This is a genomic window from Mesorhizobium sp. WSM4822 (genome assembly GCF_055811155.1).
Window position 1 is genome coordinate 223,318 of record NZ_JBVVQM010000005.1, and the last position, 15,981, is coordinate 239,298.

Below are 15,981 nucleotides of genomic sequence, written 5' to 3' on the forward strand. Positions count from 1 at the left end.
CGAAGCAAGGAGCGAAGCGACGCGGCGCAGACCCTAGGATCCATGCCGTTACCTCTGTGCTCCACAACGGTGCGGAACAAGGCTCCCTGTGCCTCGCCCTGCTTGGCCTGTTTTCTCAACCGTTTTCGCCTTTCGGCCGGCGTCACGGCATGGATCCTAGGGTCTGCGCAGGCCGCTGCGCGCCTGCTCTGCCCTAGGATGACGAAGGGGTGGTTGACCGCTCCCTTTACGAACGCCGCCTCGCGGTGCCCTGGGATGACGAAGGCGCGGTGGGCCGCCCCCTCACCCGACCTCCGCTTCGCTCCGGCCACCCTCTCCCCGTTGGGGAGAGGAGGGAGCCCGTCGATTGCTCCCTCAATCATCATAGCTGTGTCCTGCCCGCAGCCCGTCGCGCACGCGCGCCGCGATCGTCAGAAACTCCGGCGTCTCGCGGATGTCGAGCGGCCGCTCTCTCGGCAGTGTCGATTCGATGATGTCGCTGACGCGGCCCGGCCGCGGTGACATGACGACGATACGCGTCGACAGATAGACGGCTTCCGGAATGGAGTGGGTGACGAAGCAGATCGTCTTGTTGGTGCGTCCCCACAATTCCAGCAATTGCTCGTTGAGATGGTCGCGCACGATCTCGTCCAGCGCACCGAACGGCTCGTCCATCAGCAGCAGGTCGGCGTCGAAGGCCAGCGCACGCGCGATCGAGGCACGCTGCTGCATGCCGCCCGAGAGCTGCCAGGGATATTTCTTCTCGAAGCCTGAGAGGTTGACGAGATCGAGCGTGCGCTTGATCCGCTCGCCCTGCTCCGCCCTGGACAGGCCCATGATCTCGAGTGGCAACCCGACATTGCGCTCGATGGTGCGCCACGGAAACAGGGCGGCGGCCTGAAAGACATAGCCATAGGCTCGTTTCTCGCGCGCCTGCTCTGCTGTCATGCCATTGACCGAAATCGTCCCCGAGGTCGGCTTCTCCAGATCGGCGATGACGCGCAGCAACGTGGTCTTGCCGCAGCCCGAAGGGCCGATGAAGGAGACGAACTCCCCCTTGCCGATGGTGAGATCGACGTTTGACAGCGCCTGCACCGGCCCGTCATTGGTCTGGAAGGTCAGTCCGAGTTTGCTTGCCGCGACGACGGCTGGCGAAGTCCCCGTCATCGGCTGCCGCCTGCCTGTTTCCGTCCCTGCGGCGGCTGGAATCCGATTGCTTTTATCGCGATGTTGTTTTCCACTTATCCTGTCCCATTTGGCCCTGTCCCACTGACCTTGTCCCACTCGATCGACGCCCGGAGTTTCCCCGATGTCGCCCAAACCCACCTGTCATCTTATCCGCCCTGAAAGCACTTATGAAGGCAAGCAGGGATTGACCTATTTCGCCGGCATCGCCGCCGAGACCGTCGGCGCCTCCGGCATCTGCATGCACATGCTCACCATGCCGCCCGGCGCACGCGCCAAGGCGCATATGCATGAGAGCCACGAGACGGCGATCTACGTGCTCTCCGGCGAAGTCCACACCTGGTACGGCGACCGGCTCGAGCATCATATCGTCGTCAAGGCCGGCGACCTCTTCTACATTCCGGCCGGCGTGCCGCATCTGCCGGCCAATCTGAGCAGCGCCCCGTCTTCGGCCGTCATTGCCCGCACCGATCCCAACGAACAGGAAAGCGTCGTCCTGCTGCCGGAACTGGATGCACTGGTCGCCTGAAGCCGGTATCGACGGGCTAGGATCCCACCGGTCAATTGCCCGAGGTTTGCGCTGCCCCTCATCGCCCTGCCGGGCACTTCTCCCCGTATAGTGACGGGGAGAAGGACGATTTCGCCAATCTCCGACGTTACAAAAAAGGGGGGCGAGGTTGCGTTCATCTCCCTTCTCCCCCTCACTATACGGGGAGAAGGTGCCGGCAGGCGGATGAGGGGCGGCGCCGAGTTCGGCAATTATCGGCACTGCGACACATCCCCAAAGGCGGCGCCGTGTTTGTCGGCAATCATCCGTTTCTTGGCGTTCTTCGAGCCGCGCAAGCTCAAACCCCGGTCGCCGGGATGCCGGTGCGTTCCACCTTGCGCGGCGCGGAGATTTCCTTCCACGTCGACAGCGCCCGGTTGACCGCCGCATTCGGCTCGCGGCCAACGAACTCGCCATGACCGGGCTTGGCCTTGACCTCGGCCTCCTGGATCGACAGTTCGCCACGCGAGAACACGAACCGCGGCAGACCGGTCACCTCGAACCCTTCGAACACGTTGTAGTCGATGACAGATTGCTGCTTCTTCGAGGTGATCTTCTTCTTGCGCTGGGGATCCCAGACGACGATGTCGGCGTCGGCGCCCTCTACGATGGCGCCCTTCTTCGGATACATGTTGAGGATCTTGGCGATGTTGGTCGAGGTCACCGCGACGAATTCGTTCATCGTCAGCCGACCGGTGTTGACGCCGGTGGTCCACAGCACCGGCATGCGGTCTTCAAGCCCGCCGGTGCCGTTCGGGATCTTGGTGAAATCGCCGACGCCGTTGCGCTTCTGCTTGGTGGTGAAAGCGCAATGATCGGTCGCCACCACCTGCAGCGAGCCCGCCTGCAGGCCGGCCCACAGCGAATCCTGGTGCAATTTGTTGCGGAAGGGCGGGCTCATCACGCGGCGCGCCGCATGGTCCCAGTCCTTGTCGAAATACTCGCTCTCGTCCAGCGTCAGGTGCTGGATCAGCGGTTCTCCGAACACCCGCATGCCCTTCTGGCGCGCCCGACGGATCGCTTCGTGGCTCTGCTCGCAGGAGACATGCACGACATAGAGCGGCACGCCGGCCATGTCGGCGATCATGATGGCGCGGTTGGTCGCCTCGCCTTCCACTTCGGGCGGCCGTGAATAGGCGTGGCCCTCGGGGCCGTTGTTGCCGGCAGCCAGCAGCTTCTGCGACAGGGCGGCGACCACATCGCCATTCTCGGCATGCACCAGCGGCAGCGCGCCGAGATCGGCGCAGCGCTGGAACGACGCATACATCTCGTCGTCGTCGACCATCAGCGCGCCCTTGTAGGCCATGAAATGCTTGAACGACGTGATGCCCTTGTCGACGACAGTGGCCATCTCGTCGAACACCTGCTTGCCCCACCAGGTGATCGCCATGTGGAAGGAATAGTCGCACGATGCCTTCGAGGTCTTGTTGTCCCACATCTGCAAGGCTTCGAGCAGCGACTGCTGCGGCGCCGGCAGGCAAAAATCGACCACCATCGTGGTGCCGCCGGCAAGCGCTGCACGCGTGCCGGATTCGAAATCATCGGCCGAATAGGTGCCCATGAACGGCATTTCGAGATGGGTGTGTGGGTCGATGCCGCCTGGCATGACGTAGCAGCCGGTGGCGTCGAACTCATGATCGCCATGCAGGTCCGAGCCGATGGCGACGATCTTGCCATGCTGCATCAGCACATCGGCCTTCCACGTGCGGTCGGCGGTGACGACGGTGCCGTTCTTGATGACTTTGGTCATTTTTCTTGTTCCCCTGTAATTCGCGCTGGCAGGCCTAGGCTTTCTTCGACCTCGCGCCCTGACTGTTCCAAGCTTCCCACGCGGACTCAAATTGTGGCCGGTGCTTGCCAATGTCCGAAACGGTTTGATCAAGCGACCGCAAGATCCCGTCGAGCTCCACCCACAGGTGTTGGTTCTCCATCCAGAACTTTTGCGGAATCTTGAGGCAGTTCATGAGCAGATCGCCGTCGTAGAACGCCACCCCTATCAGCGGGTTTTCAATCAGGATGGAGATTGCTTTCGGAACCACATATTCCAGCCCGAAACCCTGGCTGACCAAGAGCCTCACCTGATCCTTGGTGAGATCCCGCAACGACGTTGCCAAGGCAATGCTGGCCTGTTCGACAAGAGATGTTGGATATGGAGGTGGATCCGCCTTCCAGCCCAGCAGCACGTTGAGCGTTCGGTCCTCATCAAGATTGCGCCGACCTCTCACCCGACGATCTCCGCCGTCTCCACCACCGCGTGGAACAAAACGTCGGCCCCGGCCGAGGCCCATTCCTTGGTGATCTCCTCCGCCTCGTTGTGGCTGAGGCCATCGACGCAGGGACACATCACCATGGCGGTGGGCGCGACGCGGTTGATCCAGCAGGCGTCGTGGCCGGCGCCGGAGACGATGTTGCGATGGGAATAGCCGAGGCGGTCGGCGGCATCGCGGATCGCCTTGACGCAGCCGGCATCGAAGGTCACCGGATCGAAAGCGCCGACCTGTTCGATCTCGTAACGGATGTCGAGTGCATCGCAGATCGTGTCGATGCCTTCCCGGATGCGGCCGTCCATGGCGTCCAGCACTTCCTTTTCCGGCGAGCGGATGTCGATGGTGAAGACGGTGCGGCCGGCGATGATGTTGCGCGAGTTAGGATAGACCTCCATGTGGCCGACCGCGCCGACGGCGTCCGGCTGGTAGTCCATGGCGATCTCATGCACCAGTTCGATCACCCGGGCCATGCCGAGCCCGGCATTGCGGCGCTTGGGCATCGGGGTCGAGCCGGTGTGGGCTTCCTTGCCTGTCAGCGTCACCTGCAGCCATTTAAGGCCCTGGCCATGAGTGACGACCCCGATGTCGATATCTTCGTCCTCGAGGATCGGACCCTGTTCGATATGCAGTTCGAAGAAGGCGTGGATCTTGCGATCGCCGACCTTCTCGCTGCCTTTCCAGCCGATGCGCTCGAGCTCCTCACCGAATTTCTTGCCCTGCTTGTCGACATGCCCGTACACATCGGCCTGGTCGAGCACGCCGGCGAACACGCCGGACGCCATCATCGCCGGCGCAAAGCGCGAGCCCTCCTCGTTCGTCCAGTTGGTGACGACGATCGGATGTTTGGTCTTGATGCCGAGATCGTTGAGCGAGCGCACCACTTCAAGCCCGCCGAGCACGCCGAGCACGCCGTCGTACTTGCCGCCGGTCGGCTGCGTATCGAGATGGCTGCCGACATAGACCGGCGGCAGGCTGGGATCGGTGCCTTCGCGGCGGGCAAACATCGTGCCCATTTCATCGACGCCCATTTCGAGCCCGGCCGCATCGCACCAGCGCTTGAACAGATGCCGCCCTTCGCCGTCTTCGTCGGTCACGGTCTGGCGATTGTTACCGCCGGCAATGCCGGGGCCAATCTTCGCCATCTCCATGATGGAATCCCACAAACGGTCTGAATTGATTCGCAAATTCTCGCCGGGTGCGGCCATGCTCTAAAACCTCATCGATTGCGGGGCGCCGGCGTCCCCCTCCCCCTCGAGGGGAGGGTGGCCGCGAAGCGGTCGGGTGGGGTCGGCTGACATATGCTCAACCTTCCCCTTGACCATCTGCGCGACATGCCACGCGCTGTTTATGACATCGGGCTCGTCAACACGGAAGACGTGAAACCCGAGAGAGCGCAGATAGGCATCACGAACAGCATCGTGCCGTTTACCCTTCTCGTGTTCGTGCAGATCACCGTCGACCTCAACGATCAGCTTCACCGCCAAGCAAACGAAGTCAACGATATAAGGCCCAATCGGGCACTGACGGCGAAACTTGATGCCTCCCGATTTCAACTCCCGCAGTTCATACCACAGAAGGGATTCGCCCTTGGTCGCGTGAACTCGAAGCGCGCGCGCCTTCTGGCGCATTTCGAAGCTCACGCGGGTACGGGGCATCAGACGCGGCCACGCAGCAAAAGATCAGGTCGGCACCCAGTCGCACCGACCCCACCCGACCGCTTCGCGGCCACCCTCCCCTCGAGGGGGAGGGATATCCGCGTCCAGTTCGTCAATCTATCGCTCGCAAGACTTCTCTGACATGGTCGATCAATTCGTTGATCTGGCCCTTGGTGATGATCAGCGGCGGCGACAGCGCGATGATGTCGCCGGTGGTGCGGATCAGCGCGCCGCGCTCGAACGCCTTGACGAAGGCCGAGAAGGCCCGCTTGGTCGGCTGGCCGGCGATCGGCGCCAGCTCGATCGCGCCGATCAGGCCGATGTTCCTGATATCGATGACGTTCGGCTCGCCTTTCAGCGAATGCAGCGCGTCTTCCCAGTACGGCGCCAGCTCCTCGCCGCGGGTCAGCAGGCCCTCTTCCTTGTAGGTGTCGAGCGTGCCGAGTGCGGCCGCGCAGGCGATCGGGTTGCCCGAATAGGTGTAGCCGTGGAAGAACTCGATCATGTGCTCGGGGCCGGTCATGAAGGCGTCGTGGATCTCCTTCTTGACGAACACCGCGCCCATCGGGATGACGCCGTTGGAGACGCCCTTGGCGGTGGTCATGATGTCTGGCGTGACACCGAAATAGTCGGCGGCGAACGGCGTGCCGAGACGGCCGAAACCGGTGATGACCTCATCGAAGATCAACAGGATGCCATGCTTGGTGCAGATCTCGCGCAGCCTCTCGAGATAGCCCTTCGGCGGCAGGATGACGCCGGTAGAGCCGGCGACCGGCTCGACGATGACAGCGGCGATGGTGGAAGCGTCGTGCAGGGCGACGATGCGCTCCAGTTCGTTGGCGAGTTCCGCACCATACTCCGGCACGCCCTTGGTGAAGGCGTTCTTTTCCGGCAGATGCGTGTGCGGCATATGGTCGACGCCGCCGAGCAGCGTGCCGAACATCTTGCGGTTGGTGACGATGCCGCCGACCGAGATGCCGCCGAAATTGACGCCGTGATAGCCGCGCTCGCGACCGATCAGCCGGGTGCGCGAGCCCTCGCCCTTCACACGATGATAGGCGATGGCCATCTTGAGCGCGGTCTCGACCGATTCCGAGCCGGAATTGGTGAAGAAGACATGGTCCATGCCCTTGGGCGCGAGGTCGACCAGGCGGTTGGCCAGTTCGAACACGATCGGGTGGCCCATCTGGAAGGCGGGCGCATAGTCGAGCTCGGCGGCCTGCTGCTGGATCGCCTCGGTGATCTTGGGACGGCAGTGGCCGGCATTGACGCACCACAGGCCGGCGGTGCCGTCGAGAACCTTGCGGCCGTCGCTGGTCATGTAATGCATGTCCTTGGCGGACACCATCATGCGCGGCGCCTGCTTGAACTGCCGGTTTGCCGTGAACGGCATCCAGAATGCGCTGAGATCGTTCGGCGTGACTTTCAGCCGGTTGGACATGACCAGGACTTCCCCTTGTAATTTGTTTCGGTGCGCCCAACGCTTGGTCTTTGCCGCGTTTTCATGCTACGCAAATTTTTGACCGATTGGACAAACGTTAGCACCGCCCTGTCGGCGGTCAAGGGATTACTAGCGGAAATGCGGCACCTGAAGTGCGTTCCACAGGCTAGGGAAAAACTGGTCCAGAGAATTGGTCCAGATGACCCTCAACGCGAGGGCTGGCAACGGTGACCACGGACGCCCCTCGTCGCACTCGCATCCAGCAGGAAAAGCGCGAACTCATCCTGGAGGCGGCGCTCGAGGTTTTCTCGACCAACGGTTTTCGTGGCTCGACCATTGACCAGATCGCCGAAGCCGCCGGCATGTCGAAGCCGAACCTGCTCTATTATTTCCGCCGCAAGGAAGACATCCACGAGACGCTGATGCAGCGCCTGCTCGACACCTGGCTGGCGCCGCTGCGTGAACTCGATGACATCGGCGATCCCCTCACCGAATTGCGCAGCTACATCAGGCGCAAGCTGGAGATGGCGCGCGACTTTCCGCGCGAGAGCCGGCTGTTCGCCAACGAGATCCTGCAAGGCGCGCCGCGCATCATGCCGCTGCTGGCCGGCGAGTTGAAGACGCTGGTCGACGAGAAGGCCGCCGTCATCAAGGGCTGGATGCGCGCCGGCAAGATCGCCAAGACCGACCCGTGGCACCTGATCTTCTCTATCTGGGCGACGACGCAGCATTATGCCGATTTCGACGTCCAGGTCCGCGCCGTGCTCGGGCCGAACCGCGGCGGCGACGGCCGCTTCGAGGATGCCGCAAGATTTCTCGAGCAGTTGTTCCTCGATGGCCTCAAGCCGAAGGGGTAGCAGCGAGATCACGTCTTGGGTCAACTTGGCAGTCGTCGGGCTATCCCAGACGGTGGGGATTGGCCGAAGCGCACATTGATTTCGTCATTCTAGGGCGAAGCAAGGAGCGAAGCGACGCGGCGCAGACCCTAGAATCCATGCCGCGACTTCAACGCGCCGCAACGGTACAAATTCTGCTCCGCTGTACCCTTCGACCAATGTCACGGAATGGATCCCAGGGTCTCCTCGACGCCGCTTCGCGGCTGCTCCGCCCTGGGATGACGAAGTGGAGGGTTACGCGCTGCGCCGCTCAACCGGCAGCGCGTCCAGCAACGTCTGCAGCTTGGCGATCGAATTCTGCTCGGCGAGCGGCGTGTAGACGATCAGCTTCATGTCGGAGCCATCGCCGATCGACAGGCTCATATGCTCGAAGGTCATGGCGCCCGCGCTCGGGTGCCGGACATGCTTCACCCCCGACAACCGGTGCGCGACATCGCGCTGCGGCCACCAGGCGCGAAATTCGGGGCTCGAACGCGTCATCAACTCGATCAGCCGCTCGAAATCCGGATCGCCGACATAACGCGCACTCGCGGCCCGGAAGGAGGCCAGCACGGTGAGCGCCAGTTGCTCCCAGTCGACCAGCAGGCGCCGGTGGTGCGGGCTCGTGAACACCATGTGGACGATGTTGCGGGCGTCACCCTCCAGCAAGCCATAGTCGCCGAACACCGCGACGGCAGCCGGGTTCCAGGCCAGCACATCCCAGCGCCGCCCGACAACATAGGCCGGCTGCAGCACCAGGCTCTGCAGCATGTGCAGCAAGGGGCCGTCGACTTTTTCCGGCGCCACGGCACGGCGCTCCGGCTGCTGGCGGTCGGCGAGGATGAACAGATGCTGTTTTTCGGCGGCGTCGAGGCGCAGTGCTTCGGCAAGTGCCGTCAGCACCTCGACCGAGGGCCTGACCTCCCGCCCCTGCTCCAGCCATGTGTACCAGGTGGTGCCGACACCGGCGATCATCGCCACCTCCTCGCGGCGCAAGCCCGGCGTACGCCGCCTGAGACCGGTGGCGATGCCGGTGGCCGAGGGCGTCAGCCTTTCGCGGCGCGAGCGCAGGAAGGCGCCGAGTTCGCGCCGGCGGCTGTCTTCAGCCGAATGTGTGGGGGCAGCGTGGGGTTGGGACTCCATGCGGGTATTATAGCAGTATTGATACCAGGATAAAGTTTGAACTGTTTGGCCCGCGCCAACTGTCCCATCTTCGGTTCAGAGCAACAGAACGGAGGCTCTGAACATGGAACTCAAAGACAAGACGATCCTCATCACCGGCTCTACCGATGGCGTCGGCCGGGTCGTCGCGCAACGGCTCGGCGCCGCGGGCGCCCGTGTGCTGGTGCATGGCCGCGATGCGACGCGCGGCAAGGCTGTTGTCACCGGGATCGAAGCCGCCGGCGGCAGGGCGGAGCTTCTGGTCGCCGACCTCTCTTCGCTGGGCGAAGTGCGGCGGCTTGCCGAAGCCGTGCGCGCCCGGACGGATCGGCTCGACATCCTCATCAACAATGCCGGAATCGGCACAGCGGGCCAAGGTGCCAAAAGGCAGGTCAGCGCCGACGGCTACGAACTACGCTTCGCGATCAACTACCTCGCCGGTTTCCTACTGACATCGGAGCTTTTGCCATTGCTGAAGGCGAGTGCGCCGGCCCGCATCGTCAATGTCGCCTCTGCGGGGCAGCAGGCGATCGATTTCAGCGATGTCATGCTGACCCGCTCCTATGACGGCGTGCGTGCCTATTGCCAGAGCAAGCTGGCGCAGATCCTGTTCACCGTCGACCTTGCGGAGCAGCTGAAAGGCACCGGCGTCACCGTCAACGCGCTGCATCCGGCGAGCTATATGAACACCACCATGGTCCGGCAAGCAGGCGTGACGCCGTGGAGCTCGGTCGAGACCGGTGCCGAGGCCATCCTCAACCTCGCCGCCTCACCCGCGCTCGACGGGAAAAGCGGCCTCTATTTCGACGGCCTGCGGGAATCCCGCGCCGATACCCAGGCCTATGACGCCAAGGCAAGGCAAAGTCTGCGAGCCTTGAGCCTTGATCTCATCGGCACGGCCTCCCCCACATCGAAGGAAGACCATTCATGACCCAGACAATCGAACACACCGTCATCATCGGCGGCTCGTCCGGCATCGGCCTGGCGACGGCGCGAAAACTGCTTGGCCCGGGCATGAAGGTGACCATCACCGGGCGCAACGAGGACAAACTGAAGAGCGCTTGGAAAAGCCTTGGCGGCGCTGCCGGGAAGGCTGCGTTCGACGCCGCGAAGCCGGATGAGGTCCGCCGGTTCTTCGAGAGCCTCGGACCTTTCGACCATCTGGTGCTGGCGGCCAGCGGCGGCAAGGGCCTTGGCCCCTTCCCGACGCTTGACCTGAGCGACATCGGCAGCGGCGTCGAGGAAAAGGTCCGCCCGCAGCTGTCCTGCCTGCAGGCCGCCTTGCCGACACTCAACAAGGCCGGATCGGTCACCTTCATCTCGGCGGTGTCGGCGCAGCTCGCGACGCCCGGCGTCGCCGGTATCGCCGCCATCAACGGCATGCTGTTGACTGTGGTGCCGATCCTGGCCCTGGAACTGAAACCGCTGCGCGTCAATGTCGTGGCGCCGGGCGTCATCGACACGCCCTGGTGGGATTTTCTGGCCGAAGAGCAGAGGCAAACGATCTTTGCCGACTATGCCGGCAAGACCCCGGTCGGCCGCGTCGGTCGGGCCGAAGACGTGGCCGACGCAATCGCCTTCCTCGTCTCCAACGGCTTCATGACCGGCCAGGTGCTGACCTGCGACGGCGGGCTGAGATTTGCGGCATAGGAACAGCGACTATCGGGCTCCGACGGGACCTTAATTGGCCTTCTTTGGAACGCGGTCGTTCTCGTCCGCGGGCCTGTCGCCTGCCGGTTTTGCCGAAACAGGCTTTTCCGGCGCATGGGAATAGTCAGATGTATCCGCCCCATACATCTTGTTGTCGATCGCCTCTTGCCAGCTGTAGTCCGCGTCGGACGGTGAAACGTCGGCGATCTCATGGCGGGAGGAGCGAGCGTGAAGCCAGTTCGGGGTGATCTCTCGAACCAATTGTGCAAAGCGTCCCATCGAAACCGTTCCTTTCCTTGTCCTTTCCAGGAGGCGCGATCACGGTTGCGTCGGCTGGACCTAGAGTTGACCTCTCAGCCAGGCCAGCGTCTCGGCAACGCCGGCCAGCCCGTACTGCGCGGTGGTTTGCGCCGGTGGTTTGACCCGTATCGATATGCCGCCGGCATCATTGATCGTTTCGAAGCCGTTTTCGTCCGACGTGTCGTCGCCCAGGAAGACCGGGCGGCGACCTGCGAATGGCGCAATCTCCATGAAACGCCGGATAGCGGCACCCTTGGCCGCCTCCAGCGGCAGCAATTCCACGCCGGCGTTGCCGGCAACCACCCGGTAGCCCTTTGGCAGGCCGGCCAGCGCCTGCTCGACAAGCTGCGTCGCGCGCGGAAGCAGATGCGGGGCGGCGCGCGTGTGGATGGCCAGCACCCGTCCCTTGCGCTCGATATAGGCCCCACGACCGAGCTCGGCCTCGATCTCGTCGGCAAGGGCTGCGATATCCGCCGGCTCGTCCGCGATTTCGACGTCGTCGTCCGGCAGGAGCCGATGTTCCAGGCCATAGAGCCCGGCGGCGCGTAGTTTCAAAGGCTGAAACAGATGGTCGACGGCCGAAACGGACCGGCCCGTGATGAACGCCAACGCCCCGTTCAGCTTGCGGTCCAGGCCTTGCAGCAAGGAGCGAAGCTCGTCGCTGACCGAGACTGCGTCCGGGTGCTCGGCATGTTCCAGCAACGTGCCGTCGATGTCGAGGAACAATGCCCACTCGCCGGCCAGCACAGGCTGCGGTTTCTCCATGTCGGCCTGCGGCTTTTGCAGGGTCTCGCCAATAATCTTCTGCAGCGTATCGCTCATGACATCGCCATCCGTCTGCGCTCAAAGATGGAGACGACATTGTCGACGCTGGGCGGCGGGTCGCCGGCGGCACCGGTTACCCGATCGAGGTCTCCGCGCTTGCGCAAACGTGCCGCATCCAGAAGCATGCTGCCGGCCCAGCGATAGACGTTGTTGTTGCGGATCGTCTCGCGCATGGGTCGCATGCGCTCGCGCTGTTCTTCGGGCGCCATGGTCAATGCCTGCAACAGCGCTCCGCTCATCATGGCGGCATCGTAAGGGTTGACGATCAGCGCCTCCAGCAATTCGCGCGAGGCGCCGGCGAATGTGCTGAGCATCAAAACACCCTGCTCGTCGTCGCGCGCGGCGACGAATTCCTTGGCGACGAGGTTCATGCCGTCATGCAGGCTGGTGACCATGCATATGTCGGCGGCCCGATAGATCTCGTAGACCTGTTCTTGCGAGTGATGCTCGGCCACCATGATCACTGGCCTGTAGCCCTCGCTGCCATAACGCCGGTTGAGCTCTTCGGCATAACGGTGGCACTCGTCATGGAGCAATTTGTAGGCCGGCAGCGTGCCGCGGCTGGGTGCTGCGACCTGCAGGAAGACCAGTTTTCCGATCCATTCAGGCTGTCGCTTGAACAATTCGTTCAAAGCGTGAAACCGATCAAGAATGCCTTTGGTGTAATCGAGGCGCTCGACTCCGACGGCAAGCTTCACATCCGCTTTGAGACCGAACCTCTCGCGCATGCGAGCGCGGCAATCGTCGACATCGGGAAGTTTCGCCAGCAGGTCCGCCGGCCATTCTATCGAGATCGGATAGGCGTGCACCAATGTGGTCCGTCCGCCGTAGGAGATGGCCGCATCGGCCCGCTCGATGCGGCTTTCCAGGAAGCGATCGACGCTTTCGGTGAAATTGTTGGCGTGGAACTGGGTGTGGAAGCCGATGATCGAACTGCCGAGCAGCCCTTCGAGAATGCGTTCACGCCAGGGACAGATGCTGTACACTTCCGAATTCGGCCACGGGATATGCCAGAAAGTGATGACGATCGCCTCCGGCAGGCGCTCGCGGATCATGCGCGGCAGCAGCGCGAAATGGTAGTCCTGGACCAGCACGATCGGCCGCTCGTTGCGGGCCTCGGCAACCACCGTATCGGCAAACTTGCGGTTGACGGCTTCATAGGCAGCCCAGTCGGAGGCGCGAAAAATCGGCCGGGTGAAGGCGATATGGCAAAGCGGCCAAAGGCCCTCATTGGCGAAACCGAGATAATAGCCCTGATGCTCTTCCTCCGTCAGCCAGACCCGGCGCAGCGTGTAGGACGGGTTGCCAGGCGGCACCTGCACACGATCGTGGTTGTCAACGGTGAGCCGGTCCGCCGTTCCGCCGCCATAGGCGATCCAGGTGCCGGCACAGGCGCGGGTAATGGGCTCGAGCGCCGACACCAGTCCGCTGGCCGGGACGAGCAACTCGACGCCGTCGCCCTTCACATTGTGGATGTACGGTTCGCGATTGGACACCACGATGACCTGCGCATCGGGCAGATCGTCGGCCAGGATCTTGCGCAATGTTTCGGGCGACCAGGTCACCAGCGCGGCATCGGCCGATTGGCCATTCTTTTCGAACTCCCGTATCACCTTGCGCGCGGCTTCCGCGGCCACATCTTCGCCTGCCGTATGTGCGACCGCGGGTGGATGACGGCGACGGTGCCGCGATATGGAGAGGAAAACGGCAAAAGCGGAAAAACCGAGGCTCGCGAAGATCAGAACCCAGAGCAGGTCCGCACCGTAGTTTGTCATTGAATGTCAACTCACCCCGGCCGTCGGCGACCGTTTGTTCGTGTTCCCGTTTGAAATGGTCTGCCGACCACGTGGTCAGCGTTCGGACCTGTATTTTTGCAACGCACAAAGCTCGGATCGGTTCCGGCAATTTTGTTCGGATCATGTCCTTACGATGAGCGGCACCAGTCCTTCATGGCGGTCGGCAAGGAAAGCGACGACCCGGTCACCGACGCGCTGGAAGGTGAGATCGACGACCCGGTCGCCGACGCCCAGGTGCCGCAGTGTCAGCGTGTCGATGCCGATCGGCAGTCTCGGGCGGGTGACGCGGATTTCGCCATCCCAGCCGTCGATCTCCAGGCCAAGGCAGGCCTGCATCAGCATGAAGGCGGATCCCGCCGACCACGCTTGCGGCAGGCAAGCGACGGGATAGGCGATGGGTGCTTCGCCCGGCGCGCGTGTAAACCCGCAGAACAGTTCGGGCAGCCGCATGTTGAAATGGACCGCGGATTCGAATGTGCCGCTCATCAGGCGAACCACGCTTTCACGCTCGCCATAATGCGCCAGGCCGGCACCGCATATGGCGGTGTCGTGCGGCCAGATCGAGCCATTGTGGTACGACATCGGGTTAAAGAACACCGCATCGTCGGCAAGCGTCCTCAGCCCCCAGCCGGAATGGAAGGAGGCGGAAAGCAGCTGGTCGGCGACCATCTGTGCCCGCGCCGGCTCAGGCAATCCGACAAAGAGCAGATGCCCGGCATTCGAGGTCCGCACCTTGCAGGGCTCGCCGGCACCGTCGATCGCGAGGGCATAGAAGCCGAGATCGTCAAGCCAGAAATCGCGTTCCACCGCCACCCGCATCGCCTCGGCGCGGTCCTCCCAGTGATCGGCTTTGTCGTCCTCGCCACGGCGGCGGGCAAGCTTGGCCAGCCCGCGGAAGGCGGCAAAGACATAGCCCTGCACTTCGACCAGGGCTATCGGGCCCTTGGGAATGCGGCCATCGGCATGGAAGACCGAATCGAAACTGTCCTTCCATCCCTGGTTTGCGAGGCCGGACTCGGCCGCTCGCTGGTAAGTCACGAATCCGGTCTCCCGGCCCGCCTCCTCCGTCCATTCGGCCGCCGCGCACAGCGAAGGCCACAGGCCGTCGATGAATGCCATGTCACCGGTACGATCGGCGTAGGCGCAAGCAAGATAGATGTAGAGCGGTGTCGTATCGACGCCACCGTAGTAGCGGCCGAAGGGAAGCTCCCGCAGCGCCACCATTTCGCCTTTGCGGGTCTCGTGCATGATCTTGCCCGGCTGCGAATCGCTGAACGGCGATGTCTCGGTCGCCTGATGCTGGGCCAGAAAGGCCAACACGCCCCGCGCCAGCCCGGGATTGAGCCACAGCATCTGCAGCGCCGAGATGACGCCGTCACGACCGAACGCCGTCGAGAACCAGGGGATGCCGGCATAGGGATAGGGGCCGGTCGCCAGTTCGGTGGTCAGCAGCGCGACATCGGCGCGGGCGCGCTCGACCCAATCGTTGAAGACACGGCCCGAGCTGCGCACCGTCGCGCCATGACGACGTTTGGCCCGCATGCCAAAGCGGGCGCGTGCGGCAGCGGCGCGGAACCGGTCGCGGTCGGGCTTGTCGGCCACCTCGGGACCGACCTCGACATAGAGCACCTTCCGGCTGCGCTTGGTCACGGCGATCAGGAAATCGGCACGGTTGGCTGTCAGTTGGTCCGGCGCCTGCGAGAACGATATCGCAGAGAGGCGGGCCAGGCCATCGAGCCCGTCATAGCGCAGCAGGACCGACGTCGCGTCTGTTTCGGCGGCATGGGCCAGCCCACGCTTCAGCCGTGTCGAGCCGCGCACTTCGAACATGTCGCGGAAATCGGCGGAATAGTGCAGGGAAACGCTGATCGTCGAATGTTCCCGGCTGTAATTGGAAAGGGTGATGCGTTCGAACAGCCTGTCCTGCCAGAGCAGTCTGACGCGTTCGATGTGAATGGCTCCCTGCGGGATGTCGCGTCCGCCGGCGCTCTGTATCGGCAGATTGGTCAAATTGGTGGTGAACAGCACATTGTCCTGGCTGAGCGAGGCGCCGAGCAGCGATGTCTGCCTGCCGCCGACGGTCAGCCGGAACTCGGAAAGAACCCGTGTGTCGTCGCGAAAGAAACCGTCGCCGGCTCCACGTATGTCGCCATAGGCGTCGGCAACCGCGAAGCAATCGCCCTGTTTGAGCGCAAACAGCCGATGCGGCTCGCGAGGTGCGGTGGCGTCGAGCGATGCAAGCGCAACCGCAGGATCGAGCTGGCGCTCATCGAGTTGGGCCATTCGTCAAAGATCCCTGT

The 15,981-nt window shown here is 63.3% G+C and carries 15 protein-coding genes; 4 read left to right on the top strand and 11 right to left on the bottom strand.

Annotated features, from left to right (window positions below):
• Positions 1–354: 354 nt before the first annotated feature.
• Complete coding sequence (locus tag AC0L3E_RS14170) at positions 355–1,146, bottom strand: ABC transporter ATP-binding protein (protein ID WP_256746957.1); 792 nt, start codon at positions 1,144–1,146, stop codon at positions 355–357.
• A 142-nt stretch (positions 1,147–1,288) separates the two neighbouring features.
• Here AC0L3E_RS14170 and AC0L3E_RS14175 point away from each other — a divergent pair, with 142 nt between their 5' ends.
• Positions 1,289–1,693 carry a cupin domain-containing protein gene (locus tag AC0L3E_RS14175; RefSeq protein WP_127270638.1) on the top strand — a complete coding sequence of 135 codons (405 nt, stop codon included), beginning with the start codon at positions 1,289–1,291 and terminating at the stop codon, positions 1,691–1,693.
• A 316-nt stretch (positions 1,694–2,009) separates the two neighbouring features.
• On the opposite strand, the gene hydA is transcribed toward AC0L3E_RS14175, so the two are convergent.
• The 5 genes from hydA to aptA form a co-directional block, all read right to left on the bottom strand.
• Positions 2,010–3,461 carry a dihydropyrimidinase gene (hydA, locus tag AC0L3E_RS14180; RefSeq protein WP_128309932.1) on the bottom strand — a complete coding sequence of 484 codons (1,452 nt, stop codon included), beginning with the start codon at positions 3,459–3,461 and terminating at the stop codon, positions 2,010–2,012.
• Positions 3,462–3,495: 34 nt separating this feature from the next.
• Positions 3,496–3,936, bottom strand: coding sequence for a contact-dependent growth inhibition system immunity protein (locus AC0L3E_RS14185; RefSeq protein WP_473604996.1), 441 nt, complete (start codon positions 3,934–3,936; stop codon positions 3,496–3,498).
• Positions 3,933–5,183, bottom strand: a complete 1,251-nt coding sequence (locus tag AC0L3E_RS14190; RefSeq protein WP_128309930.1) for a Zn-dependent hydrolase — start codon at positions 5,181–5,183, stop codon at positions 3,933–3,935. The genes AC0L3E_RS14185 and AC0L3E_RS14190 overlap by 4 nt, the downstream gene beginning before the upstream one ends.
• Positions 5,184–5,186: 3 nt before the next feature.
• The gene (locus AC0L3E_RS14195) at positions 5,187–5,606 is read right to left on the bottom strand and encodes an endonuclease domain-containing protein (protein WP_473601268.1); all 420 of its coding nucleotides are present in this window, start codon (positions 5,604–5,606) and stop codon (positions 5,187–5,189) included.
• Between the two features lie 139 nt (positions 5,607–5,745).
• Positions 5,746–7,074, bottom strand: coding sequence for an omega-aminotransferase AptA (aptA, locus tag AC0L3E_RS14200; RefSeq protein ID WP_128309823.1), 1,329 nt, complete (start codon positions 7,072–7,074; stop codon positions 5,746–5,748).
• A 227-nt stretch (positions 7,075–7,301) separates the two neighbouring features.
• On the opposite strand from aptA, the gene AC0L3E_RS14205 reads away from it, so the two are divergent.
• On the top strand, positions 7,302–7,931 hold the full coding sequence (locus tag AC0L3E_RS14205) for a TetR family transcriptional regulator C-terminal domain-containing protein (protein WP_128309822.1): 630 nt from the start codon (positions 7,302–7,304) through the stop codon (positions 7,929–7,931).
• Between the two features lie 273 nt (positions 7,932–8,204).
• Here the strand turns inward: AC0L3E_RS14205 and AC0L3E_RS14210 are convergent, their stop codons facing one another.
• A complete protein-coding gene (locus tag AC0L3E_RS14210) occupies positions 8,205–9,092 on the bottom strand; it encodes a helix-turn-helix transcriptional regulator (RefSeq protein ID WP_128309821.1) in 888 nt (295 codons plus the stop codon).
• A 103-nt stretch (positions 9,093–9,195) separates the two neighbouring features.
• Between AC0L3E_RS14210 and AC0L3E_RS14215 the strand changes: the two genes are divergently transcribed.
• Together AC0L3E_RS14215 and AC0L3E_RS14220 are read left to right on the top strand one after the other, a co-directional pair.
• The gene (locus tag AC0L3E_RS14215; RefSeq protein ID WP_473604997.1) at positions 9,196–10,041 is read left to right on the top strand and encodes an SDR family NAD(P)-dependent oxidoreductase; all 846 of its coding nucleotides are present in this window, start codon (positions 9,196–9,198) and stop codon (positions 10,039–10,041) included.
• Complete coding sequence (locus AC0L3E_RS14220; RefSeq protein ID WP_128309094.1) at positions 10,038–10,760, top strand: SDR family oxidoreductase; 723 nt, start codon at positions 10,038–10,040, stop codon at positions 10,758–10,760. The genes AC0L3E_RS14215 and AC0L3E_RS14220 overlap by 4 nt, the downstream gene beginning before the upstream one ends.
• A 30-nt stretch (positions 10,761–10,790) precedes the next feature.
• Here AC0L3E_RS14220 and AC0L3E_RS14225 read toward each other — a convergent pair whose 3' ends face one another.
• The 4 genes from AC0L3E_RS14225 to AC0L3E_RS14240 all read right to left on the bottom strand — a co-directional run bounded on the left by AC0L3E_RS14225 (position 10,791) and on the right by AC0L3E_RS14240 (position 15,964).
• Positions 10,791–11,039, bottom strand: a complete 249-nt coding sequence (locus AC0L3E_RS14225; protein WP_128309095.1) for a hypothetical protein — start codon at positions 11,037–11,039, stop codon at positions 10,791–10,793.
• A gap of 60 nt (positions 11,040–11,099) precedes the next feature.
• On the bottom strand, positions 11,100–11,825 hold the full coding sequence (otsB, locus tag AC0L3E_RS14230; RefSeq protein ID WP_164873974.1) for a trehalose-phosphatase: 726 nt from the start codon (positions 11,823–11,825) through the stop codon (positions 11,100–11,102).
• A gap of 53 nt (positions 11,826–11,878) precedes the next feature.
• Positions 11,879–13,660 (bottom strand): alpha,alpha-trehalose-phosphate synthase (UDP-forming), encoded by a 1,782-nt coding sequence (locus tag AC0L3E_RS14235; RefSeq protein ID WP_128309097.1) that lies wholly within the window; start codon positions 13,658–13,660, stop codon positions 11,879–11,881.
• Positions 13,661–13,801: 141 nt separating this feature from the next.
• Positions 13,802–15,964 carry an amylo-alpha-1,6-glucosidase gene (locus AC0L3E_RS14240; protein ID WP_127331184.1) on the bottom strand — a complete coding sequence of 721 codons (2,163 nt, stop codon included), beginning with the start codon at positions 15,962–15,964 and terminating at the stop codon, positions 13,802–13,804.
• Positions 15,965–15,981: the final 17 nt, after the last annotated feature.

Bases quoted from the DNA above. Each gene is read 5' to 3' on its own strand.
- AC0L3E_RS14220 (WP_128309094.1), top strand. From the start codon at position 10,038: ATGACCCAGACAATCGAACACACCGTCATCATCGGCGGCTCGTCCGGC.
- AC0L3E_RS14195 (WP_473601268.1), bottom strand. From the start codon at position 5,606: ATGCGCCAGAAGGCGCGCGCGCTTCGAGTTCACGCGACCAAGGGCGAA.
- hydA (WP_128309932.1), bottom strand. From the start codon at position 3,461: ATGACCAAAGTCATCAAGAACGGCACCGTCGTCACCGCCGACCGCACG.
- AC0L3E_RS14235 (WP_128309097.1), bottom strand. From the start codon at position 13,660: ATGACAAACTACGGTGCGGACCTGCTCTGGGTTCTGATCTTCGCGAGC.
- otsB (WP_164873974.1), bottom strand. From the start codon at position 11,825: ATGGAGAAACCGCAGCCTGTGCTGGCCGGCGAGTGGGCATTGTTCCTC.
- AC0L3E_RS14190 (WP_128309930.1), bottom strand. From the start codon at position 5,183: ATGGCCGCACCCGGCGAGAATTTGCGAATCAATTCAGACCGTTTGTGG.
- AC0L3E_RS14240 (WP_127331184.1), bottom strand. From the start codon at position 15,964: ATGGCCCAACTCGATGAGCGCCAGCTCGATCCTGCGGTTGCGCTTGCA.
- AC0L3E_RS14225 (WP_128309095.1), bottom strand. From the start codon at position 11,039: ATGGGACGCTTTGCACAATTGGTTCGAGAGATCACCCCGAACTGGCTT.
- AC0L3E_RS14175 (WP_127270638.1), top strand. From the start codon at position 1,289: ATGTCGCCCAAACCCACCTGTCATCTTATCCGCCCTGAAAGCACTTAT.
- AC0L3E_RS14215 (WP_473604997.1), top strand. From the start codon at position 9,196: ATGGAACTCAAAGACAAGACGATCCTCATCACCGGCTCTACCGATGGC.
- AC0L3E_RS14210 (WP_128309821.1), bottom strand. From the start codon at position 9,092: ATGGAGTCCCAACCCCACGCTGCCCCCACACATTCGGCTGAAGACAGC.
- aptA (WP_128309823.1), bottom strand. From the start codon at position 7,074: ATGTCCAACCGGCTGAAAGTCACGCCGAACGATCTCAGCGCATTCTGG.
- AC0L3E_RS14170 (WP_256746957.1), bottom strand. From the start codon at position 1,146: ATGACGGGGACTTCGCCAGCCGTCGTCGCGGCAAGCAAACTCGGACTG.